At 59.0% G+C, this 25,125-nt stretch carries 27 protein-coding genes and 1 tRNA gene; 16 read left to right on the top strand and 12 right to left on the bottom strand.

Going from position 1 to position 25,125, the window contains the following annotated elements; translation table 11 throughout:
- Together NT137_06445 and NT137_06450 are read right to left on the bottom strand one after the other, a co-directional pair.
- On the bottom strand, positions 1-1,530 hold the full coding sequence (locus tag NT137_06445; GenBank protein ID MCX6652974.1) for a type II/IV secretion system ATPase subunit: 1,530 nt from the start codon (positions 1,528-1,530) through the stop codon (positions 1-3).
- A 139-nt stretch (positions 1,531-1,669) separates the two neighbouring features.
- Positions 1,670-2,272, bottom strand: a complete 603-nt coding sequence (locus tag NT137_06450; GenBank protein ID MCX6652975.1) for a hypothetical protein — start codon at positions 2,270-2,272, stop codon at positions 1,670-1,672.
- Between the two features lie 106 nt (positions 2,273-2,378).
- Here NT137_06450 and NT137_06455 point away from each other — a divergent pair, with 106 nt between their 5' ends.
- From NT137_06455 to NT137_06465, 3 genes are read left to right on the top strand one after another with little or no spacing between them, the layout of a single operon-like run.
- Complete coding sequence (locus tag NT137_06455) at positions 2,379-4,295, top strand: U32 family peptidase (protein MCX6652976.1); 1,917 nt, start codon at positions 2,379-2,381, stop codon at positions 4,293-4,295.
- A 54-nt stretch (positions 4,296-4,349) separates the two neighbouring features.
- Positions 4,350-4,820 carry a hypothetical protein gene (locus NT137_06460; protein MCX6652977.1) on the top strand — a complete coding sequence of 157 codons (471 nt, stop codon included), beginning with the start codon at positions 4,350-4,352 and terminating at the stop codon, positions 4,818-4,820.
- Complete coding sequence (locus NT137_06465) at positions 4,814-5,317, top strand: hypothetical protein (protein ID MCX6652978.1); 504 nt, start codon at positions 4,814-4,816, stop codon at positions 5,315-5,317. Before NT137_06460 ends, NT137_06465 begins: the two co-directional genes overlap by 7 nt.
- Here the strand turns inward: NT137_06465 and NT137_06470 are convergent.
- The 3 genes from NT137_06470 to NT137_06480 all read right to left on the bottom strand — a co-directional run bounded on the left by NT137_06470 (position 5,297) and on the right by NT137_06480 (position 7,403).
- Positions 5,297-5,680, bottom strand: coding sequence for a hypothetical protein (locus NT137_06470; protein MCX6652979.1), 384 nt, complete (start codon positions 5,678-5,680; stop codon positions 5,297-5,299). The two genes, NT137_06465 and NT137_06470, sit on opposite strands and share 21 nt — an antisense overlap.
- Before the next feature lie 69 nt (positions 5,681-5,749).
- The gene (locus NT137_06475) at positions 5,750-6,979 is read right to left on the bottom strand and encodes a 2,3-bisphosphoglycerate-independent phosphoglycerate mutase (GenBank protein MCX6652980.1); all 1,230 of its coding nucleotides are present in this window, start codon (positions 6,977-6,979) and stop codon (positions 5,750-5,752) included.
- Positions 6,980-7,028: 49 nt separating this feature from the next.
- On the bottom strand, positions 7,029-7,403 hold the full coding sequence (locus NT137_06480) for a hypothetical protein (GenBank protein ID MCX6652981.1): 375 nt from the start codon (positions 7,401-7,403) through the stop codon (positions 7,029-7,031).
- A gap of 238 nt (positions 7,404-7,641) precedes the next feature.
- Here NT137_06480 and NT137_06485 point away from each other — a divergent pair, with 238 nt between their 5' ends.
- The gene (locus NT137_06485; GenBank protein MCX6652982.1) at positions 7,642-7,851 is read left to right on the top strand and encodes a PF20097 family protein; all 210 of its coding nucleotides are present in this window, start codon (positions 7,642-7,644) and stop codon (positions 7,849-7,851) included.
- A gap of 70 nt (positions 7,852-7,921) precedes the next feature.
- Here NT137_06485 and NT137_06490 read toward each other — a convergent pair.
- Both NT137_06490 and NT137_06495 read right to left on the bottom strand, forming a co-directional pair.
- Positions 7,922-8,005: transfer RNA gene (locus NT137_06490), tRNA-Leu, on the bottom strand.
- A gap of 53 nt (positions 8,006-8,058) precedes the next feature.
- On the bottom strand, positions 8,059-8,502 hold the full coding sequence (locus NT137_06495; GenBank protein MCX6652983.1) for a hypothetical protein: 444 nt from the start codon (positions 8,500-8,502) through the stop codon (positions 8,059-8,061).
- 122 nt (positions 8,503-8,624) lie between these two features.
- On the opposite strand from NT137_06495, the gene NT137_06500 reads away from it, so the two are divergent.
- From NT137_06500 to NT137_06525, 6 genes are read left to right on the top strand one after another with little or no spacing between them, the layout of a single operon-like run.
- Complete coding sequence (locus tag NT137_06500; GenBank protein ID MCX6652984.1) at positions 8,625-9,215, top strand: 2-oxoacid:acceptor oxidoreductase family protein; 591 nt, start codon at positions 8,625-8,627, stop codon at positions 9,213-9,215.
- Positions 9,215-9,493 carry a 4Fe-4S binding protein gene (locus tag NT137_06505; GenBank protein ID MCX6652985.1) on the top strand — a complete coding sequence of 93 codons (279 nt, stop codon included), beginning with the start codon at positions 9,215-9,217 and terminating at the stop codon, positions 9,491-9,493. Before NT137_06500 ends, NT137_06505 begins: the two co-directional genes overlap by 1 nt.
- Positions 9,487-10,674 carry a pyruvate ferredoxin oxidoreductase gene (porA, locus tag NT137_06510; GenBank protein ID MCX6652986.1) on the top strand — a complete coding sequence of 396 codons (1,188 nt, stop codon included), beginning with the start codon at positions 9,487-9,489 and terminating at the stop codon, positions 10,672-10,674. The genes NT137_06505 and porA overlap by 7 nt, the downstream gene beginning before the upstream one ends.
- A 1-nt stretch (position 10,675) precedes the next feature.
- Positions 10,676-11,557, top strand: a complete 882-nt coding sequence (locus NT137_06515) for a thiamine pyrophosphate-dependent enzyme (GenBank protein MCX6652987.1) — start codon at positions 10,676-10,678, stop codon at positions 11,555-11,557.
- Between the two features lie 22 nt (positions 11,558-11,579).
- Positions 11,580-13,379 carry an indolepyruvate ferredoxin oxidoreductase subunit alpha gene (iorA, locus tag NT137_06520; GenBank protein MCX6652988.1) on the top strand — a complete coding sequence of 600 codons (1,800 nt, stop codon included), beginning with the start codon at positions 11,580-11,582 and terminating at the stop codon, positions 13,377-13,379.
- Positions 13,376-13,981 (top strand): indolepyruvate oxidoreductase subunit beta, encoded by a 606-nt coding sequence (locus NT137_06525; protein MCX6652989.1) that lies wholly within the window; start codon positions 13,376-13,378, stop codon positions 13,979-13,981. The genes iorA and NT137_06525 overlap by 4 nt, the downstream gene beginning before the upstream one ends.
- Before the next feature lies 1 nt (position 13,982).
- Here NT137_06525 and NT137_06530 read toward each other — a convergent pair whose 3' ends face one another.
- The 3 genes from NT137_06530 to NT137_06540 all read right to left on the bottom strand — a co-directional run bounded on the left by NT137_06530 (position 13,983) and on the right by NT137_06540 (position 16,508).
- Entirely contained in the window at positions 13,983-15,083 is a 1,101-nt protein-coding gene (locus tag NT137_06530; protein MCX6652990.1) for an ATP-NAD kinase family protein, read from the bottom strand.
- Between the two features lie 135 nt (positions 15,084-15,218).
- Positions 15,219-16,028: a hypothetical protein gene (locus NT137_06535; GenBank protein MCX6652991.1), complete on the bottom strand. Its 810-nt coding sequence runs from the start codon at positions 16,026-16,028 to the stop codon at positions 15,219-15,221.
- Positions 16,029-16,148: 120 nt separating this feature from the next.
- Complete coding sequence (locus NT137_06540) at positions 16,149-16,508, bottom strand: ribbon-helix-helix domain-containing protein (GenBank protein MCX6652992.1); 360 nt, start codon at positions 16,506-16,508, stop codon at positions 16,149-16,151.
- A 202-nt stretch (positions 16,509-16,710) separates the two neighbouring features.
- On the opposite strand from NT137_06540, the gene leuS reads away from it, so the two are divergent.
- Positions 16,711-19,593: a leucine--tRNA ligase gene (gene leuS, locus NT137_06545; GenBank protein ID MCX6652993.1), complete on the top strand. Its 2,883-nt coding sequence runs from the start codon at positions 16,711-16,713 to the stop codon at positions 19,591-19,593.
- Positions 19,594-19,741: 148 nt separating this feature from the next.
- Positions 19,742-23,002: an MMPL family transporter gene (locus tag NT137_06550; protein MCX6652994.1), complete on the top strand. Its 3,261-nt coding sequence runs from the start codon at positions 19,742-19,744 to the stop codon at positions 23,000-23,002.
- Between the two features lie 49 nt (positions 23,003-23,051).
- Here NT137_06550 and NT137_06555 read toward each other — a convergent pair whose 3' ends face one another.
- Both NT137_06555 and NT137_06560 read right to left on the bottom strand, forming a co-directional pair.
- Complete coding sequence (locus NT137_06555; GenBank protein MCX6652995.1) at positions 23,052-23,594, bottom strand: UbiX family flavin prenyltransferase; 543 nt, start codon at positions 23,592-23,594, stop codon at positions 23,052-23,054.
- Positions 23,595-23,647: 53 nt separating this feature from the next.
- Positions 23,648-23,797, bottom strand: a complete 150-nt coding sequence (locus NT137_06560; protein MCX6652996.1) for a hypothetical protein — start codon at positions 23,795-23,797, stop codon at positions 23,648-23,650.
- A gap of 120 nt (positions 23,798-23,917) precedes the next feature.
- Between NT137_06560 and NT137_06565 the strand changes: the two genes are divergently transcribed.
- The 4 genes from NT137_06565 to NT137_06580 are packed head-to-tail and all read left to right on the top strand — an operon-like array spanning position 23,918 to position 25,116.
- A complete protein-coding gene (locus tag NT137_06565) occupies positions 23,918-24,346 on the top strand; it encodes a 30S ribosomal protein S19e (GenBank protein MCX6652997.1) in 429 nt (142 codons plus the stop codon).
- A 10-nt stretch (positions 24,347-24,356) separates the two neighbouring features.
- Complete coding sequence (locus tag NT137_06570) at positions 24,357-24,686, top strand: DNA-binding protein (protein MCX6652998.1); 330 nt, start codon at positions 24,357-24,359, stop codon at positions 24,684-24,686.
- Between the two features lie 5 nt (positions 24,687-24,691).
- Positions 24,692-24,847, top strand: coding sequence for a 50S ribosomal protein L39e (locus NT137_06575; protein MCX6652999.1), 156 nt, complete (start codon positions 24,692-24,694; stop codon positions 24,845-24,847).
- Between the two features lie 5 nt (positions 24,848-24,852).
- Positions 24,853-25,116: a 50S ribosomal protein L31e gene (locus NT137_06580; GenBank protein ID MCX6653000.1), complete on the top strand. Its 264-nt coding sequence runs from the start codon at positions 24,853-24,855 to the stop codon at positions 25,114-25,116.
- Positions 25,117-25,125: the final 9 nt, after the last annotated feature.

Here is a 25,125-nt window from a genome sequence, read left to right on the forward strand (position 1 = left end):
TCAGCTCACCAATCGTCGGAACTCGTCCACGATGTCGCCATAGCCTTTTCCTTTCTCCACCCTCTGCCAGAAGAACGCGTTTGCCCGGCACACCCATTCCGGCCCCAGATATTCGTTCCCTGACCGGCAGGCCGCCTGGATCAGCAGAGAACGCATCTCCACCCGGGCCTGTATGTTCTGCAGCGCCTCCAGATAGTCCATGTTCCAGGTGCCGGCGATCCGGGAAATGATGCGCGAAGGGGAGGTCATGCGCTCGGTCAACAGGCCCGCGCCATAGTCGAAGTCCATCAGCGCTCTGAAACCTCCTTCCTCGTCCTCGGGACTCTCCACGATCTGCAGGAGTCGCCTTTCCGGCGTCTGGGAACCGCGTGGCCTGTGTAAACCGATATTGATGATGATGTCCGTGGCCAGGAAGGCCCGTTTGGGGATGCCCATCTCGTGCACCACCCGGTCCAGCACCGATTCGGGGGAATCCCCGTGGATGGTGCCAAGAACACTGGACCCTGCCTTTCCGGTGCGCATGCTGTCGTAGAGGACCCGAGCCTCCCGTCCTCGGACCTCGCCCACGACGATGGCCGATTCCCCGAGTCTAAGGGATACGCGGAGCGCTTCCTCGCTCTTGGACTCTCGGTCCTCGCCCATGGACGGTTGCACTACCAGCGATTGCACGTTGTATCCCAGGGACTGCATTCGTTGGATGGGGAGTTCGGGAGTGTCCTCGATGGCCAGGATGCGATGGGCCACGGGGAATTCGAACATGGCGGCGGACAGGAGGGCAGATTTTCCGGCGCCCCTTGCCCCGCAGATGAGGATGGTGCTGTGGCCGTCGATGAGGAAGGAGATGAGACCTGCGGCAAAAGGGTCGATGGTGCCATTAGAAACCAGACGGGGCAGCGTCCAGGGTATGTCAGAATGACGGCGCAGGGCCAATGCTACACCCTCTTGGCTAAGAGGGGGTCCGATGACGGTGGCGCGAGCGTTGAGCTCTCCCAAGTCCGCTTCTAGGATGGGGAAGGCTTCGGAAAAAGGTCGGCCGCTGTAGTAGCGTATGCGAGATACCAGACCGTTGATCTCTTCCAAGGAGGAGAGCACATTGGTGGTGGCGCGCATCATCGTCGGCTTTCCTCCAATGCCGTTGAGCGTGAGGAAGATGGGGTTGCGGGAGGCGGGAGCGTCCACGTAGATATCCTCCACGTGCTCGTCGGCAAGCAGTATCTCGAATAGGCCGAGCCCCACGGTGTTGCGGACCACGCAGGCTGAGATTCGATCGATGATATCTGGGGAGCCATTGCCCTCACGGGCTATGCGTATGCCAGTGTTCCTCGCCAAGCGGAACAGCTCGTTTTTCGACGTCTCAAGCATCTCTTCCCTCAATTCCTCCTGGCTCAAATCGAGACGGGCCGGAGGATGCGAGGAGATATGATCGATGACGGAGCCCACCAGCCCGAAGAGATCGGGCGGAAGCGAATGCTCCCATGGCTTCAATACGTAGTAGGTGAGCATCTCCTCCTCGCTGTGGAATATTCTCACCTCCGCCTCCTCCACTCTGTACTCGCATATGCATGTGGAGCCCCTCGGCAGATAGTCACTAATCCAGAACCGAGAGAACGCTGGTCGACGCTTCTGCTCCCGACGAAGCAGGCGCTCCAGTCCCCGTAGGTTCAGTCCATCAGCGCCCTGCGATGCGGCTGTTCTCTGGCCTGGCGTCAATAACCTTCTCAACCTTCCCTCCCTCCACGATCAAGAACGCCCTGCGGGTGAGCCTCGCCTCCAGCTCGCTCATCCGCCGGTCCACGGTTTCAATGATGGAGCGCGTCCGCACATGGCAGTCGGCGCAATCCCCTTTCAATGCTATCGGGCTCTGTCCCATCCGCTGCTTGGTCCCGTTGCGAGATGGGAACCTTTCCACCAGGTTCTCAAAAAGCGGCCGAGGAGAGGATGGGCATTGGGCGCAGCTCTTCTCCGGCAAAGGCAGTCGAGCCGCCTCGTCCAAGGTGCAGAGTATGGATGCCAGCATGTGGAGGTCTGCTACCACCTCCCCTTCGTAGCGCACCTCCCAACCGCCCGAGAGAACGATCGACCTCGCCGAAGGATGATCCCGCATCTGTCGTAGCACTCCCTTCAGGCACCTTTGGTCCACCAGATCCTGGGGAGACGGACAGTCCAGGCAATCCACTTTCAGCGTGTGCCGGATGCAGTCAGCGCGGCAACCGGTGACATCCTTCTTCCTCTTGGTCAGAACTGGTGACACTGATCCGATCTTCAGCCTCATCCTCCTCGTTCTAGACAGGGGTTGGGGGGTAATCCCCGCTGACCCTAACTGCAGCCTACTCTCTCAAACCCCAGCGGTTATTAGGCCCGTGGGACATCCAATGCTCATGGAGGTCTTGGCCCCGGCTGGCTCTGTGGAGGCGTTCAAAGCGGCCCTACTGGCAGGAGCGGATGCCATATACCTTGGAGGTAAGCGCTTCGGAGCTAGGAGGTTCGCGGAGAACTTCACCGATGCGGAGCTGCGGGGGGCGGTGGCTCTCGCTCACGATAGGAATGTAAGAGTGTATGTCACCGTCAACACCTTGGTGAAGCAGTCCGAGCTAGGGGAGGTTCTTGACTACCTGGACCTCCTGAAGCGCATCGACGTCGACGCCGTCATCGTCCAGGATCGAGGACTGGTGCGATTGATCAGGGATGAGGTGGGAATGCCCATGCATGCCTCCACCCAGATGGGAATTCACACTCCGGAAGGTGTCCTATGGGCCAAGGAGAACGGTCTGGACCGGGTGATCCTTTCCCGCGAGCTCACCCTGGAGGAGATCGAGATCATCGCCGGGAGCGCGGACATCGGGCTCGAGGTGTTCGTCCATGGAGCGCTGTGCTACTCGTTCTCGGGGCAATGCCTCTTCTCCAGCATGGTCGGTGGACGAAGTGGGAATCGGGGAATGTGCGCGCAGCCTTGCCGGAAACGCTATGCGCTTGGAAATGACACTGGCTATCTGCTGAGCACGGCGGACATGTACTGTGCGGATGCCTTGCCCGAACTCGCCCGCATGGGAATAGCGGCCGTCAAGATCGAGGGCAGGATGCGCTCCCCTGCCTACGTTCATTTCGTGACCAAGGCCTACAAGCAGGCGATCCTAAGACTGGAGAATGGCGAGGAGCCGTTGGTGGGGGAGAGGGAGAAGGAGCTGATGCTCGTGGCCTTCAACCGGGGCTTCTCCGGAGGGCACATGCTAGGGGACGACCCGATGCAGAAGTGCCACCCCGAATCCCGGGGCCTGCTGGTCGGGACCGGGACCGTGGCGGGCGGAGAGCTTTCCGTGCGGTCCTCCAGTGTGCTAGCGGGGGATGGCATCACTTTGTACAGCGAGGAGCGCAAAATCGGAGGCTTCGCGGTCCCGAGCAAGAGATCCGATGAAGGCTATCGCATCCCGTTCCCGCTGCCGGACGGCACCTATCATGTTTACAAGACCAGGGACCGTGAATTCGAAGCCCTCGACGGGAGCATACGGAAACTGAAGCTTCACCCCATGCCCGCGGAGCACCGCCATCTGGACCTAGATCTGCCATCGGTGCCACGCTCGCCAAAAAGGGCGGAGGTGGCTGCCTACGTCTCTTCCCTGAAGACCCTGGAGAAGGCGTTGCCTTTCGTGGATCGCGTGTACTTCGAGTGGACGGAAAGGATGGACGAGGCTTGTTCGATGTGCAAACGAGCGGGAGCGGAATTCGTGCCCATGCTGCCACGGGTCTCTCCTCGAATACCAGAGACGAACGAGGAGAGGGTGATGGTGTGCTCCGTGGACCAGGCCAAGAGGTTCGAGGATAGAACGGTCTTCGGGCACTACTCCATGAACCTTTACAACGGCCTCGCCCTGCCGGACATGTACCAGTGCTGCGCCTCGGTAGAACTGGCACGTGACGAGCTGAAGAGCCTGGCCGAGCACTATCCTCATCGTCTCGAAGTGCTGGTCTTCGGTCGGGTGGAGCTCATGGTCACCAAGGACCCCTCGATCCGCCAAGGGACGCTGGTGGATGAGCGAGGAGCAGCCTTCCCCGTGTACCGCGATCGAGCTGGATACGCGCACATATTGAACTCGGCAGACCTCTTCCTCCTTGATTTCCTGGAGGAGATCGAGGGCCTGGGCGTGGATTCGTTGGGATTGGACCTGAGGAAGAAGAACGCCGAGCTGGCGGCGATGGTGGCCAAGGCTTTCCAGGAGAGGGATATCAAAAAGAAGGGAGCGATCAAGCGAAAGGTAGGGGCGATTACCTCTGGGCATTACCTTCGCGGAGTGGACTAGAAGCCTGATTGTAAGAGAGCAGGTCAATCCCCGACCCGTCCTTGGGCGTCGGTGATGTCATTCGCCCCCCGTTCGGACCTACGCAACGATGACGAGGCGGTCGGCGGCTTCCAGGAATCTCTCGTTGCTGCGCTTGTCATCACCGTTGCCGCAGGCATCTTCTTGGCCGGTATCGGTTCGGTCCTGGTGCAGCGAGAAGAAGGTCTGGGGCAGGAGGGGAAGGAAAGGACAGCGATCCGCGTGGTAGAGCGTCTGCAGGAAAGCGATCTCTTCAATCCCGAAGGCCAGTTGGAGATGAGCTCGCTCCCTCATATGAGGAATATGAGCGTGGATCTGGATGGAGGTGTTCAGGGAATACAGGTTATTTTCGACCGATTTCTGGACGAAGGCCCAGCCGTAGAGGTTGCATTCTGGGGCGAGCTGCCTTCGGAAGTGCTGGATGTCCAAGTCATCAAGCTGCCCGTGAGCGTGAGGATTTCAGCTGACCAAATGACAGCCGGCCTGCTGACGGTCTTGGTATGGTGATCGATCTGAAGTTCTGCAAACGAGCGCAGATCGCCCTGATCGATGCCCTGGTCTTCCTAACCTTGGCCTCGGTCGTCTCCGTTTCCTTGACCGCTGCCCTTTGCAGGCCACCCTCGCAGGAGGATGATCGCCTGCAGGACTACGTTCATCGAGCTCACAGGGTGCTTCTGGACTGCGACCTGCCATCATCTTCCACGGGTTCTATCCAGAGCTATCTTCCTGGTGCCAGCATCGCCTCTGCGATGAACTCCTTGTTCGACCGGGAAGGAAGGCAGGTGAGAGAGGTCCCTGAGCTAGTGCGGCGATGCGCCTGCGAGGTCCTTGACAAGCTCTTCCCCGCGCCCCAAGGTTGGACATGGGTCCTGCATACCCCTACGGTCGAGGTTAGTCTCGGTCAGGACGTCCAGGAAGCGAAAGGGGTGGATGTGTATTCCTCCTCCTTCGTCATCTCTGCCGAACCGGCGATAGAGTCCAGGCTACTGGTCTGGCGCCTTTGACTGCGGCGCTGTCACGACGATCTTTCCCGAGCGGACCCGTTCCTCGGCGGCCTTGATGGTCTTAGACAGGTCCATAGAGGCGAAGACGAAGGAGACCAGGATCAATCCGAAGATGAGGATCACTGCCAGATCGGCGGGGAACGCCCCGAAGAATGATGCCCAGGACACGCTGAACTGATAGTGCAATGCATAGAAAAGGATCAGAACGAACGCCACGGCATCGAGGGCGTACATCAGCCATCCGTAGATGCTCCGGTCGACCGTGAAGGTTATGCACTCCGTGTCGCAGACCTCGCATCTCCGCCGCGAATGCCAGTTCCGAGGATGGATCTTCTTGCACTTCGGGCAATAGTAGAATCTCACGCCTGTACTGATGGCGCTTACATAATAAATCGTTTGCACCGGACGTTTCTCAGGACGAATTCAGACCGTCTAGGCTCCGAACTTCTCCGACCTGTTCGCCTTGTCCATGAGGATGGGAAGGATGTCCATGCCCCTGAGCCTCCCCAACCCGCCCTTGGATGACGAAACCTCGTCATAATTGGTCAGACCATCCCGCACCATGTCCGCGCAGTAGATGACCAATGGGACCGGGTCCCCGGAATGGTCCTTGATCTCCACGGGTGTGCAATGGTCAGCCAAGAAGGCCAACACCGTTTCCGGTGTCCTGCCTTGCCGCAGTATGCCCACCATATCATCCAGTCTTTCGATGATCTGCACTTTGCCCTTGGCATCACCATCGTGGGATACAATGTCCGTGGCCTTTATGTTCAGCAGCACGAAATCGTGGTCTTCGAAAAGGCGAAGCGCAGCCCTGGCCTTGGCCCCCATGTTCGTGTCCAGACCACCAGTCGCCCCTTCGACCTCGATCACGTCCAGACCGCAGACCCGGCAGATGCCCTTTATGAGCGAAACGCCAGCTACGCATGCCCCTTTCATCCGATATCTCGATTCGAAGGGCTCGATGTCCGGGAACACACCTGCCCCCCGAGGCAGCAGTATGTTCGCTGGAGGCTTTCCTTCCTTCTCCCGTCTCAGATTCACTGGGTGGGAATGCAACGTCTCGTACGACTTGCGCACGAAGGCGTTGACGACGTCGGCCGTCCTCTTCGCTTCTGGTCCAAGCGCCTTCGCATCATGGATCGACGTCTCATCATGAGGGTCGACGTCCGAGACCGCCGCGGAGAGGCCTTCCCCGCGCAGCAACAGCACCGCTCTGTGCTCGGTCGCCTCTTTGACGATGACCTCAACGCCCTCGATGTTCCAGCCAGCGAGCGCTTTCACCAGCTCGGTGGTGTCCGGCTCCTTGATGCGCCCGGCCCGGCGGTCGATGACCTTCAGCTCCTCGTCCACGGTGGCGAAGTTGCAGCGGAATGCCACATCGCCCTTCTTTCCCACCAACCCCACTCCAGCCGCCTCGAAAGGTCCCCGGCCGGTGTACACTTGGTATGGGTCATACCCTAGGATCGCTAGATGAGAGGTGTCGCTTCCGGGCCTCACACCGGGCGAGATGATGTCCACCATGCCGCTCGCGCCGTTCTTGGCGAACCAATCAAGGTTGGGCGTGTGGGCCGCCTGTAGAGGGGTCCTATCTCCAAGCTCCTTGATGGAGCGGTCGCCCAACCCGTCCATGACCACGACGAGGATCTTTCGCTTGCTCACCTTGCCACCAGATGAGAATCGTCCTGGCGATTAAATAATCATCTGTGGTTCAGGCTTCCTCTCGGGTCCATACGGACTCCGGAAGGGAATCGTACAGCTCTGGCTCCGGCCCGAAATGCTCGATTTCGCCAGCATACTCCTCGATGTGCTCCACGTTGAGGAACCAATAGAATATTCTCCACGTGCGCCCGTTGGCCAGCAGCGCCTCTTCCCAGGCGGTCTTCATCAGCCCGACGTCCTGCATGAAGTAGAACATCTTCCTATCTTCCTGGTCCAGCTTGTTGTCGATGATGTCGTTCTCGAAGCCGAAGTAGTTCAGTACCCGAAGAGCGAGCTGACCTGCCATCTCGTCCTCCACCCCTACTCTCCTCGCGATGGCTGCCTTGAGCAGGTCGTATCTATGCTGGTCAAAGTTCCCTTGCATCTTCCTCACTTCCTTGGATGTGTTTATACATCTATAAATACGTTCCTAATCGGCTTCCAGCGTTCAGGCGTGTTCTGAGTGCTTCTAGTGATAGAACGGGAGAGAGCGCGATATAAGGCTTGGCAGGAAAGGTACGAATCGTGGAAATCAAGGGATTGGGCGCCTAGTCCACCATCGACACTGCCTAATCGGTCTCTCAGTTCAATATTTATATTGTGCATGAGAATGAACCTTTCCAATGAACTGTCCATCCTGCGGTTCCCCCATGGAGGAAGGATTCATAGAGACCGAGAGCTTGGTTTCTGGGGTCAAATGGAGAAAGGAGATCACCTCTATGAGCAGGATCGGCATCGGGGGCGATAGGATCTACGAATCGAACATGTGGGGCATCGTGCATATCAAAGCAGATAGGTGTCCCAAGTGCCGCCTGTTGATCCACAATTATTGAATCCCGCCTGCATTTATTCCTTGGTTGGCGCCTCTAGGCACGACCGATATTGGGTGGAAGGGGGACGGAGTGCAGGGGGTGCGATTTGAACGCACGGACCACTAAGGACAGGATCCTAAGTCCTGCGCCGTTGGCCAAGCTTGGCTACCCCTGCGTACCCAGCCTAATGACAGGATTTTGGATAAAGCCTTCGTTCCCGAAGGAGGATCATTGAGCATCTAGGAGGGATGCAAGGAAGTCCCGGGTCGCATCCAAGGCCGCCTCGCGCCTCTTTGGGTATGACTTGATCTTGCCCCTGACCGATATGACGTCATCCTGGTCCGTCAGCGCAAGCTCGCCCAGGTAGGCTTTCTGCTTGTCCAGGCGAAGGAAGAAGGTGCAATCCTCATCCACGCGCTTCTCCAACGTGCTCAACAGGAGGGCGACCTCGTCCTTCTTGAGTCTGCGGAAGAAAGCCTCCATCTCTCTCTTCGAACGGAGCTTGGTCTCAAGGATGACGATCCGGTTGCCGTGGAAGCCATCGGATGACTGGCGTTCGACCTCTTTGGCAGCAGAAGCGCAACGCAGCGCTTCCGCGACCCTTTCATCGTCCTCGGTGGCCTGAGCGAACGCCCGGAAGGAGAGGGAATGAAAGCCCATCTCCTCATCCAACGGAGCGCCACGATTTGTATGCTTCGCCTCTTCCTTCGCGCGTGGCGATGACATACCGTTCAAACGACCGTCTTCGGTCATGCTCGATGTTACTCCTTAGCACGCTGGCCAAAGGGGTTTATATGAGCGCAGTGCCCTTATTTCAACTGGTAGAGGGCATGATAGAGATCAGATTCCACGGACGCGGAGGCCAAGGCGCGGTGGTAGCCTCCGAGCTATTGGCCAGGGCCGCGGTCATGAACCGCCTGCACGCCTCCGCTTTTCCTTTCTTCGGGGTGGAGCGAAGAGGGGCGCCGGTGACCGCCTTTTGCCGCATCGACCTCCGCCCCATCCGCACCCATTCCGAGATCTATTTCCCAGACTATGTGGTGGTACTGGACGCAAGCCTTCTGGGCATGACCGACGTGCTCCATGGCCTGAAACCGGATGGCAGCTTGCTCATCAACACCACCAAGGAACCTTGCGATCTGCAATCGGTCCGTTGGCACTCGGTGGCCACCGTGGATGCCACGGGGATCGCCATCAAGCATGGTCTGGGAACGGAGGTCGCACCGATAGTCAACACGGCCATCATCGGAGCTTTCACTAGATTGTGTCCACAAGTGCCACTGGAGTCGGTGGTGGAGAGCATCATGAAGGCCGCGCCGAGCAAGAAAGAGGAGAACGCCGCGGCCGCCCGGGAGGCCTTCGAAGCGGTCAAGGGGGTGGCCTGATGGAGACGTATCGGGATCTGCCTCAATCGACCTATACCTTGCAGACGACGGAGAGCGTTCGTACAGGCACCTGGCGCACGGTACGGCCAGTCCTGGACAGATCCAAGTGCGTGCGCTGTTACAACTGCTGGAAGTTCTGTCCCGACATGAGCGCGGAGGTGAAGGAGGAGGGCGACTATCCTTCCTTCGACTACGAGCACTGCAAGGGATGTGGCATCTGCTCCAACGAATGTCCCACCGGAGCGATCACCATGGTAAGGGAGGAGAGCCGATGCTAGACCTGATGACCGCCAACGCGGCCGCGGCCAAAGCGGCCATGCTCGCCCGAGTGGAGGTCATAGCCGCCTATCCCATCACGCCGCAAACGAGCATTTCGGAGAAGCTGGCGGAGATGGTGGCCAACGGCGAGCTCAAGGCCAAGTACATCAAGGTGGAGAGCGAGCACAGCGCCATGGCCGCTCTCATAGGCGCTTCCTACATAGGAGCGAGAACGTTCACCGCCACCTCGTCACAGGGTCTGGCGCTCATGCACGAGATGCTCTACTGGGCGGCGGGAGCTCGCAGGCCCGTGGTCATGCCGGTGGTCTCCCGGGCGCTCGGGCCGCCCTGGAACATTTGGACCGATCACATGGACGTCATGGGGGAGAGAGACACCGGCTGGCTGCAGTTCTTCTGCGAGAACAACCAGGAGACGCTGGACCTCATCCTTCTGGCATACAGGGTGGCCGAAGACAAGGACATCATGCTCCCGGCCATGATCATCGAGGATGGCTTCATCCTCTCCCATACCTTCGAGAAGGTGGACGTTCCGGCGATAGAGGAAGTGGATTTCTATCTCCATGCCTTCAATCCGGACGTCAAAGTGAACTTCCGCAAGCCCCGTAGGTATGGCAGTCTGGTGATGCCCGATTGGGCCATGGAGTTCCGCTACAATAACGGCCTGGCCATGGACCGGGCGAAGAAGAAGATCGTCGAGGCGGGGGTGGCTTTCAAGAAGGCCTTCGGGCGCGACTACTGCTCGCTGCTGGAGGCTTACAGATGCGATGATGCCGAGGTGGCGTTGGTCATCGCCGGTTCCGCGGCTGGCACGGCCAAGGTCGCGGCGGACCGCATGCGAGAGCGGGGAAGGAAGGTGGGCGTGATCAAGTTACGAGTCTTCCGCCCCTTCCCTTCTGAGGAGTTCAGACAGATCGCTAGTACTGTGTGCACCATCGGGGTCTTCGACCGCAGCTATACCTACGCCGAGAGCGGGACGATATGCGGAGAGGTGCGCAATTCGCTCTTCTCCCTGGCCAAGGACGTGCACGTCAAGGGATACATCGGCGGTCTGGGTGGTAGAGATATCACCGAAGCTGACCTAGAACGCATCTTCGACGACCTTCTAGCGATATCTCACCAAGGCAAGGTGGACCGAGATATGCAATGGATCGCGCTGCGGGACGGCAGCCTGAGGTGGTGAGATGCCCAAGTTCACCATTCCCAAGGAAGAGCTGGAGTGCAAGGGCCACAGCGGCTGCGCCGGATGCGGCGCCACCCTTCTGGCCCGCTACACCCTGAAGGCCCTGGGGCCGAGGACCATCATCAACGTCCCCGCCTGCTGCTGGTCGGTGGTGCAGGGCGTATGGCCTCGAGCGGCGCTTAAGGTGCCGGTCATCGACCACGCTTTCGAATGCACGGGGGCGGTGTCATCGGGCATCAGAGCAGCGCTGGACATCAAAGGCATCGAGGACGTCAACGTGGTCGGCTGGGCCGGGGACGGAGGCACGGTGGACATCGGGTTGCAAGCGCTTTCAGGGGCTGTGGACCGGGGCACGGACATGATCTACATCATGTACGACAACGAGGCCTACATGAACACCGGCATCCAGAGGAGCGGCTGCACACCCTTGTACGCCTGGACGAACACCACTCCCGGCGGTCCGAACGGCGAATGGAACCTGGTGCCCAAGAAACGCATCATGGAGATGCTGGTCGCGAACGGCATAGTCTACGGGGCGACGGTGAGCATCGCCTATCCCGAGGACCTCATCGCCAAGCTGCGCAAAGCTAAGCAGATCAAGGGGCCGAAGTTCATCCACGCCCTTTCTTCTTGTCCGTCCGGCTGGAAGATCGATCCCTCGAAATCCATAGAGATGGCCCGCCTGGCCACGCTCACAGGCATCTTCCCTCTCTACGAGGTCGAGCACGGCAAGTACGCTCTGTCCAAGGACCTGAAATCGAAGCCGGTGGAGGAATACCTGAAACCTCAGGGAAGGTTCAAACACCTCACCCCCGAGATGATAGCCGAAATCCAGAAGAAGGCCGACGAGGATTACGCCGCGCTCAAATCGAAGTGCGAGTAGGGGAGGACGACCGCTGCCGGATATGAATGAGATAGACCGCAAGCTGCTCCTCGGGAACGAAGCGATCGCCAGGGGGTGCGTGGAAGCCGGAGTATCGGTGGCCACCACCTATCCGGGAGCGCCATCCTCCGAGATCGGCCTGATCATGGACGAGACCTCTGAAGAGTTCGGGTTCTACTTCGAATATTCCACCAACGAGAAAGTGGCCATGGAGACCGCGGCCGCCGCGGCAGCTAGCGGACTGCGTTCCTTCGTGTTCATGAAGCACGTGGGAGTGAACGTCGCCAGCGATGCTTTGATGAGCCTGGGATACACCGGCGTGCGCGGAGGCATGGTGGTGCTGAGCGCTGACGACCCCTCGCTCCACTCCAGCCAGAACGAACAGGACAACCGCTACTATGCTCGTCTAGCGAATCTCCCGATGCTTGAGCCTTCCACACCGGCCGAGGCGAAGGAGATGGCCATTGCGGGTTTCGAGATCTCCGAGGAGCTGGGCTGCCCGGTCTTCCTGCGCACCACCACCAGGGTGAACCACACCCGGGGAGTGGTGCCCATAGGTTCGGCCGCACCAGTGAAGAGGAAAGGCCATTTCGACAAGGACCCTCAGCGCTTCGTGCCCGTGCCCAGCTTCGCCAGGAAGATGAGATTGCAGCTGCTGGAACGGATGGCGCAGGCCCGGCTGCTCACCGAGAGGTGCCGTTTCAACTTCGCTCACGGTTCCGGAAAGGTGGGGGTGGTGGCGAGCGGGATAGCCTATGCCTACGCCCGCGAGTTCATCTACGGCTCAGAGATCCTCAAGCTGGGCATGACCAACCCGTTGCCGGAGAAGATGATAGCGGAGTTCCTCGGGGGCAAGAAGAGGGTGATCGTTCTGGAGGAACTGGAACCCCTCTTGGAGAACGATGTGTTGTGCATCGCCAAGGATGCCAATCCAGCCGTCGAGGTCATCGGCAAACGCTCCGGTCATCTGCCTAAGGCGTTCGAGTATACGCCGGAGACGCTGCTACCCTTGGCCGAGCTGGTGGAGGTGACGAAAGGTCAGAGACCGGTAGAAACGGGTCAGTTGACCGCTCCCTCTCGACCACCGGTGCTTTGCGCCGGCTGTCCTCACCGAGCTTCTTTCTACGCCGTCAAATGTGCGCTAGGGGGTCAGGAAGCGGTGGTCAGCACGGACATCGGCTGCTACACCCTCGGCCTCAATCCCCCCATGAACATGGCAGACTACCTGCTGTGCATGGGATCGAGCGTAGGGGCCGCCGGAGGCTTCGCCGAGGCCACGGACCAGAAGGTGGTGGCGTTCATCGGGGATTCGACCCTATTCCATTCGGGCATACCGGGCATAATCAACGCGGTCTTCAACGATCACCGCTACTTGCTCGTCATACTGGACAACCGCACCACCGCCATGACCGGCCACCAACCTAATCCCGGGACGGGAAGGAGCGGCGGGCGGCAGACGCAACCGCTGGACATCGAGACGTTGGTCCGCGGATGTGGCGTCAAGAGCGTGACGACCGTCGATCCCTACGACATCAGGAGCACCACGGCCGCTGCCAAGGAGGCCCTGGCCAAGAACGAGCTAACGGTCATCGTGGCCCGCCGGGCGTGTCCTCTGGCCATCAAGAAGAAGGGGAAGGAAGAGAGATCGTCATATCGCGTTGATAGGGAGAAGTGCGTGTTCTGCAGGACCTGCTTCTCCAAATTCGCCTGCCCGGCCATGCGCGCTGACGGGGACAAGGCGATGATCGATAGTTCTCTCTGCATCGGTTGCGGCGCCTGCGTGGCCGTCTGTCCCAAGAACGCCATCGGGGTGAGGCAGTGAAGTACAATGTGCTCATCGTGGGCGTGGGAGGGCAAGGCGTGCTGCTCGCCTCTCGCGTGCTGGGTGAAGCAGCTTTGCGTTCTGGAGAAGAGGTCGTCATCAGCGAGGTGCATGGCATGGCGCAAAGGGGAGGGAGCGTCACGTCCGTGGTACGCTTCGGAGAGGGCGTGATCAGCCCCCTCATACCTTTGGCCGGGGCGGACGTCATCCTGGGCTTCGAGCCCCTGGAGACCTACCGGGCCATGAACTACGCTCATCAAGGCACGACCGTCATCACCGACCTGGCTCCCATCCTGCCCGCTGGAGTGGTCAGCGGGAAGGAGGTGTACCCGGCCGTGGAGGACATCATGAGCGCCATCAGACACGCCCAGGTCAAGTTGTATTCCTTCGATGCGAGCGGCGAAGCGCTGCGAGCAGGCAGCAAGCTCGCCACCAACTCAGTGCTGCTCGGAGCGCTATGCGGTTCTCGCGCTCTGCCTCTGGAGCCAAAGCTGGTAAGGGCGGTCCTGCAGGAGAGCGTGCGTGAGAAGTCCCGCGACATGAACGGCGAGGCGTTCGACAAAGGCTTCGAATACGCCCGTGGCGCTTCGAAAGAACGATGACCTATTCGACCCGCATCATCTTCCATCTTCCCCGGCCTACCAGGACCTTCCGGTGACCGCGAAGAGAAATGTCGAGTTGAGGGTCCCCGGTGTCCACTCTCAACGTCCGAATGGTGGCGAGCTTGCTCGGCGCGGAGAGCACGACCAAGTTGTCTTGTCCGGTCATCTTGATGACCGCAGGGGAGATCTGTTGGTTCCCCCTTCCTAAGATGAACCCTTGGGAGCCGATCGGCGTGACAACTATCTTGCTCTGAGGATGTCTGTCGAGCGCCCGCAGGATGTCCGTTTCTGTGACGTCCTTCGCCAGCATTCGCCTATTCTGGATGAGATCGACACCCAGAAGCGTCTTCTCCAGGCCGATGCGCTGCGCCACGGCAGCCAAGGTCGTGCCAGGTCCGAGAACGTAGAGGGCGGAAGGATCAAGCTTTTCGACGAAATACTCCGCTATCTCCTCCTTCTCCTCCTCCACGCTGAGCCCTTCCACCTCCCCTTTGATCGGCTGGACCAGTCTGCGGTCATAGGGCATGAGGAGATACCCATAGAGCTTGGCGCTCAGCCTTCCCTGACGATAGGCTTCCTCGTCAATGTCCATGACCTCCGCTTCCCGGAGCTGGAGCTTGGTTCTCAGGTGGTTAGAGAGCAGGGCACCAGCGTCCCTAGCAGAGTTGGCGAAGACCGCGGAATGCATCTTGACCCCGGAAGGCACGCCTATCACCGGCATCGACGTGCCGATAGCATCGAGCAGATCTCTGGCCGTGCCATCCCCTCCTGCGAACAGAAGCAACTCCGCCTTTCTATCCAAGAACCGTCCGCAAGCCTGCATCGTGTCCTTGGCACTGGGATCATCTGGAGTGATATAGACCACTTCATGACCAATGCCCAGGGAGCTGAGCGCATTCTCCCCCATTGGCCCTCCGCACGTGATGATCTCCGCTTGCGTTAGGTCCCCGGCGGACGCCAATGCTGTTCGCATACGGTCCTCCGCCATTGGCTTCGCACCTCTATGGACAGCTTCGCGTATGACATCGTCTCCATCGGTTCCTTTGAGCCCCACGCTCCCGCCCATGCCCGCGATGGGATTGATGAGGACGGCCAAACGCATGCGGCTTGATTCCCTTGGTATGTAATAAGTGTGCAGCCGCGAAAGCTGTCTCTGTCCGACGTCGTTCAGATCAGAAAAGGTAGGGTGCGCGGGCCGGAATGGGCCCGCGGAGGTCTGAAAGGCAGGTGTTTCTCTCTAGCGCAGCATCAACGGATCGCCCAACCCTCCACCCACGTCCTTGTCATCCATCTCACCGATGGAGGCGTGGATGAGCTCTGCTTCGGGGGTGGCGAGCGGCGATAGTCCGCACATATCCTCCTCGTCGATCTTCTGCACCATCTCCTCGATCTCCGGGGTGATCTGACTGATGAACGACTCACCAATCTGCAGGCAAAGCGAGTCAATGATCTTGATGATGGAACGCTCCATCACCGCAAAGGCCTCCGAGATCGGACTGTCTCCCGCGAACTGCAGCAGACGATCGTTGTCAAGCACCACCGTGGTCTCGGTGACCTCACGCAGCCTGCGAATGCCCTCGCTCGCCTTCTTCAACCTCTCGGTCTCGTATGAGAACGGGTTGATGGCGATCGCGAACGTCACCGCATCAAGCTCCTTGGACACCTCGGCGATGATTGGCGCTGCCCCGGTCCCGGTGCCGCCGCCCATCCCTGCCACTATGATGACGATGTCACTGCCATCCAGGACCTGCTTGAAGGCGTCCCTCGCCCTCTCGGCGCAGTACTCCCCCACCTCGGGGAAGCCGCAAGCGCCCAAGCCTTGAGTGATGTCCTTTCCTATCAATACCTTCTTGCTCGCTTCGATACTATCCAGCTTCTTCTCGTCGGTATTGACAGCGACGGTCTCCACTCTGGTCCTGCAGTCCTCGTATATCCTTTGCACCACGTTGTTCCCGGCACCACCGCACCCAACTACCGTAATCTTGGGCTCGATCATGCCCTTGCTGAGCATCGTCACGATCTGCTCAGTTCTTGCGCTCTTGTCCATGTCCCCAGGCCTCCCGGTCTATCTTTCAGGAACAGGTGACCTAACGGTTCGTTGAAACCGTGCACCCCATCCCTTCTGCCCAGCAACCTGCCAGACAGCCCAACTTTCGTCCTTGCCGCTCTAGGGGAGCATCTTGACCGCGTCCCGCGCCTCGAGCACCCTCTTCTTCATCTCTTCCAGGTACTCCGGCTTGAGGAACTCCTTCCGGACCGTCTCCTCGATCGCCCCACCGACGGAGTTGTAGACGCCTTCTCGCACCATCGCTTGGACGACGAAGAGCGCAGCCCTTGGCAGCTCCACCGTCACACGGTTGCCCATCTCCTCTGACACCGATGATACTTGTGCCCCTTCAATGAACGCGCGGATCGCCATTCGGGCGAGCTGCGATCTCGAAGCGAATTCCGGACGCTTCTCTATGAAGCTGTCCAGAAGCTCGAGGTCTTCCGGCTCTAGCCGAAGGGTTATTCTCTCTCCGTCCATTGTTCTCACCAGTGTCCGCAGCGCAGACTGTCATATGAATGTCTTACCCGAATATATAAATATTTGCGTCATTGTCATACGAAGTCATACTGAGCCGAACATTAGCCTCCCGGCACAATCACCAAAATCACGTCACGGGATGAAAAACGACCACCGAAACCCTATTTATCAGCCACCCTCATAACCGGGGAAAGGTAATCTGATGGCTGACGACTGGTCTCACATCGAGGCAAAATGGCAGGAGCAATGGTATTCCGCCAAACTCAACGAGTCGAACCCAGACGGTCGCCCCAAGTTCATGATCATCTTCGCCTATCCAGGCGTGACCGGCTATTTGCACGTCGGCCACATGCGGGGATACACCTATGTGGATTCAATCGCCCGATACAAGCGAATGACCGGATTCAACGTGCTCTTCCCGGTTGGCACTCATGCCACAGGCAACGGCGCCATAAGTCTGGCCAAGCGCGTGCGCAACAACGACCGGCAAACCATCGAGTACCTCCTTTACAACGGCTGCCCCGAGGACAGACTGGAGGAACTGCAGGACCCCATCAAGGTGGTCAAGTTCTTCAACGAGGTCTACGTGAACGACTACTGGCGTCGCTTTGGATTCCTGGCCGATTGGCGTCGCTTCACCTCTACCATCTATCCAGAATATGGCAAGTTCATCCAATGGCAGTTCCGCAAGTTGATGGAGAAAGGACTTCTCATCCAGAAACCGTATTTTGCGCCAGCCTGCGTGTCCTGCGGACCGGTGGCTATCGATGCTTCCGAGACCGACCTTCAACGTGGAGGCAATGCCGAGACGCAGGAATACACCCTGCTCAAGTTCAGATGCGGCGACATGTACCTCATGGCGGCCACCCTGCGTCCGGAGACGGTCTACGGACAGACCAACTTCTGGATCAATCCGGACGTCTATTACGCCAAAGTGAGGAAAGGGGACGATACCTGGGTCATCAGCCAACCGGCGCTGGACAAGCTTCGCTATCAGATGGACGATCTAGAACAAGTGGGCACAGTCAATGGCCGTGATCTGGTCGGGATGAAATGCATCGCGCCGGTCATCCACCGCGAGATCATGGTGCTTCCTGCTTCCTTCTGCGACCCCAACGTGGGGACGGGACTGGTGACGAGCGTGCCCTCCGACGCACCGGACGATTGGATCGCTCTCAAGAACATCCAGGACGACCCAGAAACCATGGCCAAGTTCGGACTCGACCCTTCTGAGGTTCGGGCAATCGTTCCCATCGCCATCATCGAGACCAAAGGATGGGAGCCCCTGCCGGCCGTGGAGATCGTGGAGAGGATGGGCATCAAGAGGTCGGGGGACCTTCAGCTCCTGGAGGCGAAGAAGGAGATATACAAGGCTGGCTTCCACACCGGGAAGATGAATTCCAATTGCCAGGAGTTCGCGGGCATGCCCGTGGAGACGGCCAAGGAGAAGATCCGTGCGATGATGCTCTCGGCTGGCGAAGCGGCCCTGTTCTACGACCTTTCGGAGGAGGTCATATGCCGTTGCGGGGGCAAGGTCGTCATCCGTAAAGTCCCTGACCAATGGTTCATCGACTATGCCAATCCCCTGCTTACCTTGGAGAGCAAGGAGCAGGCCAAGAACATGCACATCATGCCCCAAGAATACTCTCAGAACATCGGCGGGGTGTTGGATTGGTTCCGGGAGAGAGCCTGCGTGAGACAGGGCAACTGGCTCGGCACACATTTCCCATTCGACGAGAAGTGGATCATCGAGGCCATTTCCGATTCCACGCTATACCCTGCATTCTACCTGATATCCCATTTCGTTTCCAGGGGCGAGGTGCAAGCGGAACAGCTGACGGAAGAGGTCTTGGACCATGTCTATCTGGGAAGGGGGCTGAGGGAGGAGGTGGCAGAGCGAAGCGGCATCGCCAGCACCACTCTGGAGGCCATGCGGGCAGAAGTGGAGTACTGGTACCCGCTGGACATCAATCTGGGTGGCAAGGAGCACATGACGGTGCATTTCCCCGCCTTCCTCATGAATCATGTAGCGATCATGGACAAGAGGCATTGGCCCCAGGGGATACTGGTCCATTGGTACATCGTTGGAAAGGGGGGGAAGATATCCAAGTCCAAGGGCGGAGCTCAACCGATACCTGGTGCGGCCGAGCGCTTCGGCGTGGACTCCATGCGCTTCTACTACACGCACATCGCCTCTCCCTTCGCGGATGTGGAATGGGAGGAGGAGGCGGTCGAGAACTACAAGGGGCGGATCGACCGGATCATGTCCACGGTCGCCGAACTGGATCGCCTTGAGTGCCTGGAGGAGCTCACGGATGCCGATCGCTGGTTGCTCTCCCGGGCTAACACTCGCATCGTGGAAATCCACGACTGCATGAAGGACTACGACCTGCGCACCCTGGCCAATACCATCTATTTCGAGATGTTCAACGACGTGCGCTGGTATTCCCGGCGGGGGGGCTGCAACGGCGAGGTCGCAAAACGCGTCCTGGACATATGGGTGCGCTGCATGACCCCGATAACCCCACACCTGGCGGAGGAGCTGTGGTCGAGAATCGGATCGAAAGGACTGGTCTCTGCGGAGGAATTTCCACGAGTTCGTCTAGGTGAAGTGGATCGCCAGGCGGAGGAGGCGGAGGAGTTCCTTCGTTCGGTCTTAGATGACATCAACGAGATCCTCAAGGTCACGGGCATCAAGCCAAAGATCGTGCACCTCTACACCTCCCCAGAATGGAAATCAAGGGTATGCCTCAAAGCGCTTGACATGGCCAGAGGGAAGCATCTCAACGTGCCCAATCTCACGAAGGCGGTCATGAGCGACGAGGAGATCAAGAAGCGGGGCAAGGAGGCGGCAGACTTCGCCCGCCGAAAGGCCGAGGACCTCATGAAGCGTTCTTCGGCAGAGCTGGAAAGGCTGAGCGTTCTCTTCGACGAGGTACGCTATCTCATGGAGGCGGCCCCATTCCTGGCGGCGGAAATTGGCTGTGACATTCTCGTTCACAGAGCGGACGATCCTGAGGCTCCGGACCCGCAGCGCAAGGCCAGGGGAGCGCAGCCCAGACGCCCTGCGATCTACATCGAGTGAAGTGTCCCTAATCAGAAATCAATGGCCAAGGTTTTTTATTCCAATCCGCTAGTATTTGCCCAAATCGGTCCGAGGAGACGCGGCGGGAATCGGTCGCGAATGCATCCCCTGCGCGATCGGCGGTGATCGATTCGAAGGTTGGTCCGGCATGGTCTTCAAGAAGATAGCGAACACGGTCATCAAGCGTTACAAACTGATCATAGCAATATGGATCATCCTGTTGCTTCCGGCGGCCTATTTCGCCCCGAAGGCCTTCGATGCGGTGCAGTACGAGGAGACGGACATGGCCCCGGCGGATCTGCCTTCCTCCGAAGCCACGGCTTTCATCAACAAGCATTTCACCAGCGGGGTCGAGTCCGCTTCTACCATCATCGTCATCACCAGCCCGAACGTATTCGACAACGCCACCAAGAAAGCGACCCTGGATATCCTCAATCGGACCGCTTCTCAGATCAAGTCCCAAATCGGAGCGACAGCCATCGCTTCCTCCATCTACAACGTGACGGCCACGCTCACCGCGCCCTTGCTCGGGGCCATGAACCAAGGATATCACATCGCCTGGAACACCACCAATCTCACCGCCTTCATGCTCTTCGAGCTGCCCCTGGAATACAGGACGCTGTTCAACGAGACCAATGTGACGGCCTTCGTGCTCTATGGGATCCCATCGATCCACCTAAGCATCTGGAAGCAGATCAACGCGAGCGCGCCCCTGCCTCCGCATGTGGTCGATTCCTTGGCCTATGACCAGACAGTGCTGGCGTTGCAGCCGATATATGCAAGGATGAACGCCACGGAAAGGACGATCGCGCAGACATGGTTCGGCAACTATACCGAGGCCTGGAACGCGAGCATAGCCACGACCAATCCGGACATCAGAGCGGGCCATTCGATCAGCCAGGCGTTCAACGGCTTCGTCCAGATGCCTTTCTTCGACGAAGAGATGCGCATCTTCCTCACCCTGGTCCGGTTCAGCTTCGACCTTGGCGATTTCGCTGACTATCACTTCATCAACCAGGTGGACAAGGCATTGTTCTCCGTGGCCATCGACATCCTCCTTCCCAACGTGACCGCGCAGGAGAGACAGTTGGTGCATCTCTACTTCGACATCTTCCACGGCCGTTGGAACAACACCACCGCTCAAGCGCCGAATGAGGCCGACTTTCGGCTCATGGTCGGTCTCTCGGTCCAAGACTTCGCCACCGCCATCGGCGGCGCGCAAGGGCAGCTCGTCCTGGCCATCTATCAACAGCTGGGCTGGCAGAGTTTCAGGAATCCGGAGGCCATCAGCCAGTTCGTGACCGGGCTGATCGTCTCTCAGACCGGCGCCAAAGCCTGGTTGGTGGCCGAGGTAGGGCAGTATCCCACCAACATGCCACAGAAGTTCTGGAATGACATGGCCAGATCTTTGGTGGAGAACTACACCATACCCGAGTTCCCCATCCCTCCCATCGAGGCCGTGGTCAGCGGCTTCGTGAACACCCCGCAGAACACCACCATGCTCATCCCCCTGCTTTTCAAGGACTCAACCGCCGGGGCCAAGGCGGTGCCGATCGTTCGAGATATCGTGAAACAGGCCACCGCTGGAAAGGTCGGAATAAGGGTGTATGTCACCGGCAACGATCCCCTCGGCGTGGATATCCAGAACGCGACCAACGAGGACGTAGGCCGCGTCGACCCCTTCACCATTCTATTGGTCCTGGTCTTGATCGGGGTCTTCTTCCGTTCCTTTGTCGCCTCCTCCATTCCTCCCATGGTCATCGGAGTGGCACTAGGCATGAGCTACGCGGCGATCTTCTTCCTCTCCTACCTGATGTCGGTGCACTACAGCGTGCTCATGCTGCTCATCACCTCGATGATGGGGGCAGGGTGCGACTACTGCATTTTCATCCTCTCGCGCTACCGTGAGGAAAGGTTGAGGGGCCTGAACAAGGAGGATGCCGTCCGAACCTCAGTCACCTGGGCGGGCGAGTCCATCGCCACTTCCGGCGCAACCGTGATAATCGGATTCGGCGTCCTCGCCATCGGCCGCTTCTCCATGCTCAAGTCCATGGGGATCGGGCTGGCGTTCGGGATTACCGTCGCGCTGTTGGCCTCATTGACCCTTCTTCCTTCGGTCCTCATGCTCCTGGGCGACAGGATATTCTGGCCTTCGAAGCTCATCCCCAAGATAAAGAGGTCCTTGAAGGATGGCTACTTCGTTAGGGCCGCCAAGGCCTCCATCAAGCACGCTAAAATCCTCGTAGTGGCAGCGGTGCTCGTCTCCATCCCCACCACCTACATGGTGCTGACGTTGGACACCTCCTACGATTTCATAAGCGCCATGCCCGACACGGAGAGCAAGCAGGGCCTGGAGGTCCTGAGTCACGGCTTTGGAGCAGGCAAGACCACCCCCACTCAGGTGGCCCTGAACATGACCTATCCAGTGGTGGTGAGCAACAACTTCTCGGTCGCCGAGATGCGCTCCATCGACAACGTCACCATGCAACTTGGCAACCTGACGAACGTGCAGAGCGTTCTCAGCCCTACCCGTCCATTGGGAGATCCGAGCTTCCAATGGTGGAACCTGAGCCACTATCCGCTGCAGCAGCAAGAGGTGTTCAAGGGGATCATGCGGGGCATGGTGGGCAAGAACGACACTCACGCCGTGCTCATGACCGTGGTCTTCAAGGCCGAGCCATTTGCCAAGGAGTCCATCGACTCCATCAACCAGATCAGGGTCATCGCGGCCAACCTGGACAGGCAGGATTCGCGCATCCTAGCAACCTACGTGGGAGGTGCGACCGCCTCCATGTACGACATCTCGAACATGGTGCAGGGCGACTTCAACCTCATCGGGGTGGTGGTGGTCGTGGGCATATACCTCGTGCTCATGATCGTCCTGGGATCGATGATCAGTCCCCTGAGGTCCATCATCACCATATTGCTGAGCCTTTCCTGGACCATCGCCGCCACCATGGTGGTGTTCCAGTACGGCCAAGGGGTACCGGTTCTTTGGATGATACCCATGATCCTCCTGGTCATATGCCTGGGCATCGGCATGGACTACGACATCTTCATCACCACCCGCATACGGGAAGAGGCGTCCAAGGGCAGGGAGACCAATGACGCCATCGTCCATGCCATGGAGCACACCGGTGGGGTCATCACCGCCTGCGGCCTGATCATGGCCGGAGCTTTCGGCACGTTGATGCTCTCTCAGGGTTCGCTGCTACAAGAGTTCGGCTTCGCCCTCATGTTCGCTATTCTGGTGGACGCGACCGTCGTCCGCATCTACCTGGTGCCAGCCATAGTCTCGTTGCTGGGCAAGTGGAACTGGTGGGCGCCCGGTCGGCTGCAGCGCGTAGGCCGCGAGGAGAAGATGTCCGCCAAGGCGAAGGAGAAGGCCGAGGGCAAGAAGAAAGAATAAGCTCTATGATCCGTGGACCAATGGGGGAACGCCTTCCATCCCTCTTCGTTCATTCCCAGCGCTTGAAAAGCTCATGCCCGACACCGAGCCGGTCCAGCACCTTGCCCACCACGAAATCGACCATGTCCTCCACGCTCTCTGGGCGAGGATAGAAGCCCGGAGATGCTGGCAGTATGGCGACGCCCAGACGAGCGAGCTTCAGTTCGTTCTCCAACATTATCGCGCTTACTGGTGTCTCGCGAGGCACGAGGATGAACCTCCGCCCTTCCTTGAGAGCCACGGCCGCCGTCCTGGTGATCAAGGTGTCAGCGATCCCGTTCGCGATCTTGGCCAAGGTGCTCTCCGAACAGGGGATGATGACCATTGAGTCGAACAAGTAGCTGCCCGATGCGGGGGCGGCAAAGAGGTCGGAGTCCTCATAGGTCCGGTCCGCCAAGGCCACGACCTCCTCCATTCTCAGGTGCGTCTCGTACTCAAGGATCCGCTTACCAGTGTCCGAGACGATGAGCACCTTCTCTCCGGTCAATGTCCTGAGCAATCTGATCCCATAGATCGAGCCTGAGGAGCCGGTCATGGCGATGATCGTCTTCACGGGTCAAGGAACGACGGAAGGCATACTTCAAGACTGCTCCCGCGACCTACCCCTCACGCATTGATGACCATCGCGGCCATGGCGATAATGGCCTTCCTGGTGTCGATGCATCGTTGCAGGAACGAATAGGATCGCTCACATCTCGGTCGAGGGCGGCAGACCCCTAGGAACACACAGATGAGGCCGGTTCTCGCACGCCGCACGCACCAGCAGCTCCCGATCAAGCTCCCTACCAGGAAAACACTTTTATAATGGGACCTAGTTAGGCGGCCTGAGTTGTCCGACGATTGAGACGAGTTACACTCAATCAGAGGTAGGTCAGAATGGTCACAGTCTACGACGTCCCCGCGGATAAGCTGATCGAGAAGACAGCGATAAAGCTGCGGGAGATCGACACGATCAAGCCGCCTGAATGGGCGGAGTTCGCACGCACGGGAAGGCATACTGAAAAGGCACCGGCACAACGAGACTGGTGGCACACGCGCGCAGCCTCGATTCTGCGCAAGGTGTACATCATGGGGCCCATCGGAAGCTCCCGTTTGGCCGAGGAATACGGCGGCTTCGCTGATCGCGGTTCGAGACCGAACAAGGCGGTCAAGGGCTCGCGCAACATCGCTCGCAAGTGCATCATGCAGCTGGAGGCAAGCGGTCTGGTGGCGAAGAACAAGAACAAGGGCCGCGTCATAACGCCCAAAGGGCAGAAGATGCTGGACGCGCTGGCCAAGGAGATCACGGATTCACAGAAGAAATGAGGGGAGCGAAATGGAAGACAACGAGCTGGAGGGACTGCGGCGCCGCAAGATGGCCCAACTGCAACATCAACAGGAGCAGCAGATGATGGCCGCGGAGCAGCAACGCCAGGTCGACCAGCAGAAGCAGGCGATCATGCGTCAGATACTCACCAACGAGGCAAGGGACCGGTTGGCCACCCTGAAGATGGCCTATCCAGAGATTGCTCGCTCGGTGGAGGACCAGCTCATTGCGCTCGTGCAGGCGGGAAGGATCAGTCAGCAGGTGGACGATGCCATGCTTAAGACCATCCTGCGCAAGGTAGCACCCCAGAAGAGAGAGATCAGCATAGAGAGGAAGTGACAGTTATGACTAGGAACAAACCCCCGGCGATGAAATCGCGCCTACTTCGAAAGGTCAAGCAGAACCGCAGAGTTCCTGCCTGGGTCATGATGCGTACCAACCGCACCTTCCTCCGCCATCCAAAGCGGAGGACCTGGCGGCGCAACAAGCTGAAGGAGTGATGCGCATGGCCGAAGAAGAGCAGATCATGATCATTCCCTTGCTGACGGCCAAGGCCTCACCCCGCTCCAAGAAATCGAGGAAGGCGGTGAACGAGATCCGCGTGCATGTGGCCAAGCATATGAAGGCGAAGCCTGAGGACGTTTGGATTGACCAGAAGCTCAACGAGTTGGTCTGGGCCAGGGGCATACAGAAGCCGCCGGCGAAGGTCAGGGTGAAAGCGGTCAAGTTCGAGGACGGACTGGTCGAGGTCTCCCTGCCCGAAGAGTGATGGCATAGC

The sequence above is a fragment of the Methanomassiliicoccales archaeon genome (assembly GCA_026394375.1).
GTDB lineage: Archaea > Thermoplasmatota > Thermoplasmata > Methanomassiliicoccales > UBA472 > JAJRAL01.

What these genes read in the sequence shown, in the direction of transcription:
- NT137_06450 (MCX6652975.1), bottom strand. Translation starts at nt 2,272, where the DNA reads ATGAGGCTGAAGATCGGATCAGTGTCACCAGTTCTGACCAAGAGGAAG.
- NT137_06455 (MCX6652976.1), top strand. Translation starts at nt 2,379, where the DNA reads ATGGAGGTCTTGGCCCCGGCTGGCTCTGTGGAGGCGTTCAAAGCGGCC.
- NT137_06460 (MCX6652977.1), top strand. Translation starts at nt 4,350, where the DNA reads ATGTCATTCGCCCCCCGTTCGGACCTACGCAACGATGACGAGGCGGTC.
- NT137_06465 (MCX6652978.1), top strand. Translation starts at nt 4,814, where the DNA reads ATGGTGATCGATCTGAAGTTCTGCAAACGAGCGCAGATCGCCCTGATC.
- NT137_06480 (MCX6652981.1), bottom strand. Translation starts at nt 7,403, where the DNA reads ATGCAAGGGAACTTTGACCAGCATAGATACGACCTGCTCAAGGCAGCC.
- NT137_06485 (MCX6652982.1), top strand. Translation starts at nt 7,642, where the DNA reads ATGAACTGTCCATCCTGCGGTTCCCCCATGGAGGAAGGATTCATAGAG.
- NT137_06500 (MCX6652984.1), top strand. Translation starts at nt 8,625, where the DNA reads ATGAGCGCAGTGCCCTTATTTCAACTGGTAGAGGGCATGATAGAGATC.
- NT137_06505 (MCX6652985.1), top strand. Translation starts at nt 9,215, where the DNA reads ATGGAGACGTATCGGGATCTGCCTCAATCGACCTATACCTTGCAGACG.
- porA (MCX6652986.1), top strand. Translation starts at nt 9,487, where the DNA reads ATGCTAGACCTGATGACCGCCAACGCGGCCGCGGCCAAAGCGGCCATG.
- NT137_06515 (MCX6652987.1), top strand. Translation starts at nt 10,676, where the DNA reads ATGCCCAAGTTCACCATTCCCAAGGAAGAGCTGGAGTGCAAGGGCCAC.
- iorA (MCX6652988.1), top strand. Translation starts at nt 11,580, where the DNA reads ATGAATGAGATAGACCGCAAGCTGCTCCTCGGGAACGAAGCGATCGCC.
- NT137_06530 (MCX6652990.1), bottom strand. Translation starts at nt 15,083, where the DNA reads ATGCGTTTGGCCGTCCTCATCAATCCCATCGCGGGCATGGGCGGGAGC.
- NT137_06535 (MCX6652991.1), bottom strand. Translation starts at nt 16,028, where the DNA reads ATGGACAAGAGCGCAAGAACTGAGCAGATCGTGACGATGCTCAGCAAG.
- NT137_06540 (MCX6652992.1), bottom strand. Translation starts at nt 16,508, where the DNA reads ATGGACGGAGAGAGAATAACCCTTCGGCTAGAGCCGGAAGACCTCGAG.
- leuS (MCX6652993.1), top strand. Translation starts at nt 16,711, where the DNA reads ATGGCTGACGACTGGTCTCACATCGAGGCAAAATGGCAGGAGCAATGG.
- NT137_06550 (MCX6652994.1), top strand. Translation starts at nt 19,742, where the DNA reads ATGGTCTTCAAGAAGATAGCGAACACGGTCATCAAGCGTTACAAACTG.
- NT137_06565 (MCX6652997.1), top strand. Translation starts at nt 23,918, where the DNA reads ATGGTCACAGTCTACGACGTCCCCGCGGATAAGCTGATCGAGAAGACA.
- NT137_06570 (MCX6652998.1), top strand. Translation starts at nt 24,357, where the DNA reads ATGGAAGACAACGAGCTGGAGGGACTGCGGCGCCGCAAGATGGCCCAA.
- NT137_06575 (MCX6652999.1), top strand. Translation starts at nt 24,692, where the DNA reads ATGACTAGGAACAAACCCCCGGCGATGAAATCGCGCCTACTTCGAAAG.
- NT137_06580 (MCX6653000.1), top strand. Translation starts at nt 24,853, where the DNA reads ATGGCCGAAGAAGAGCAGATCATGATCATTCCCTTGCTGACGGCCAAG.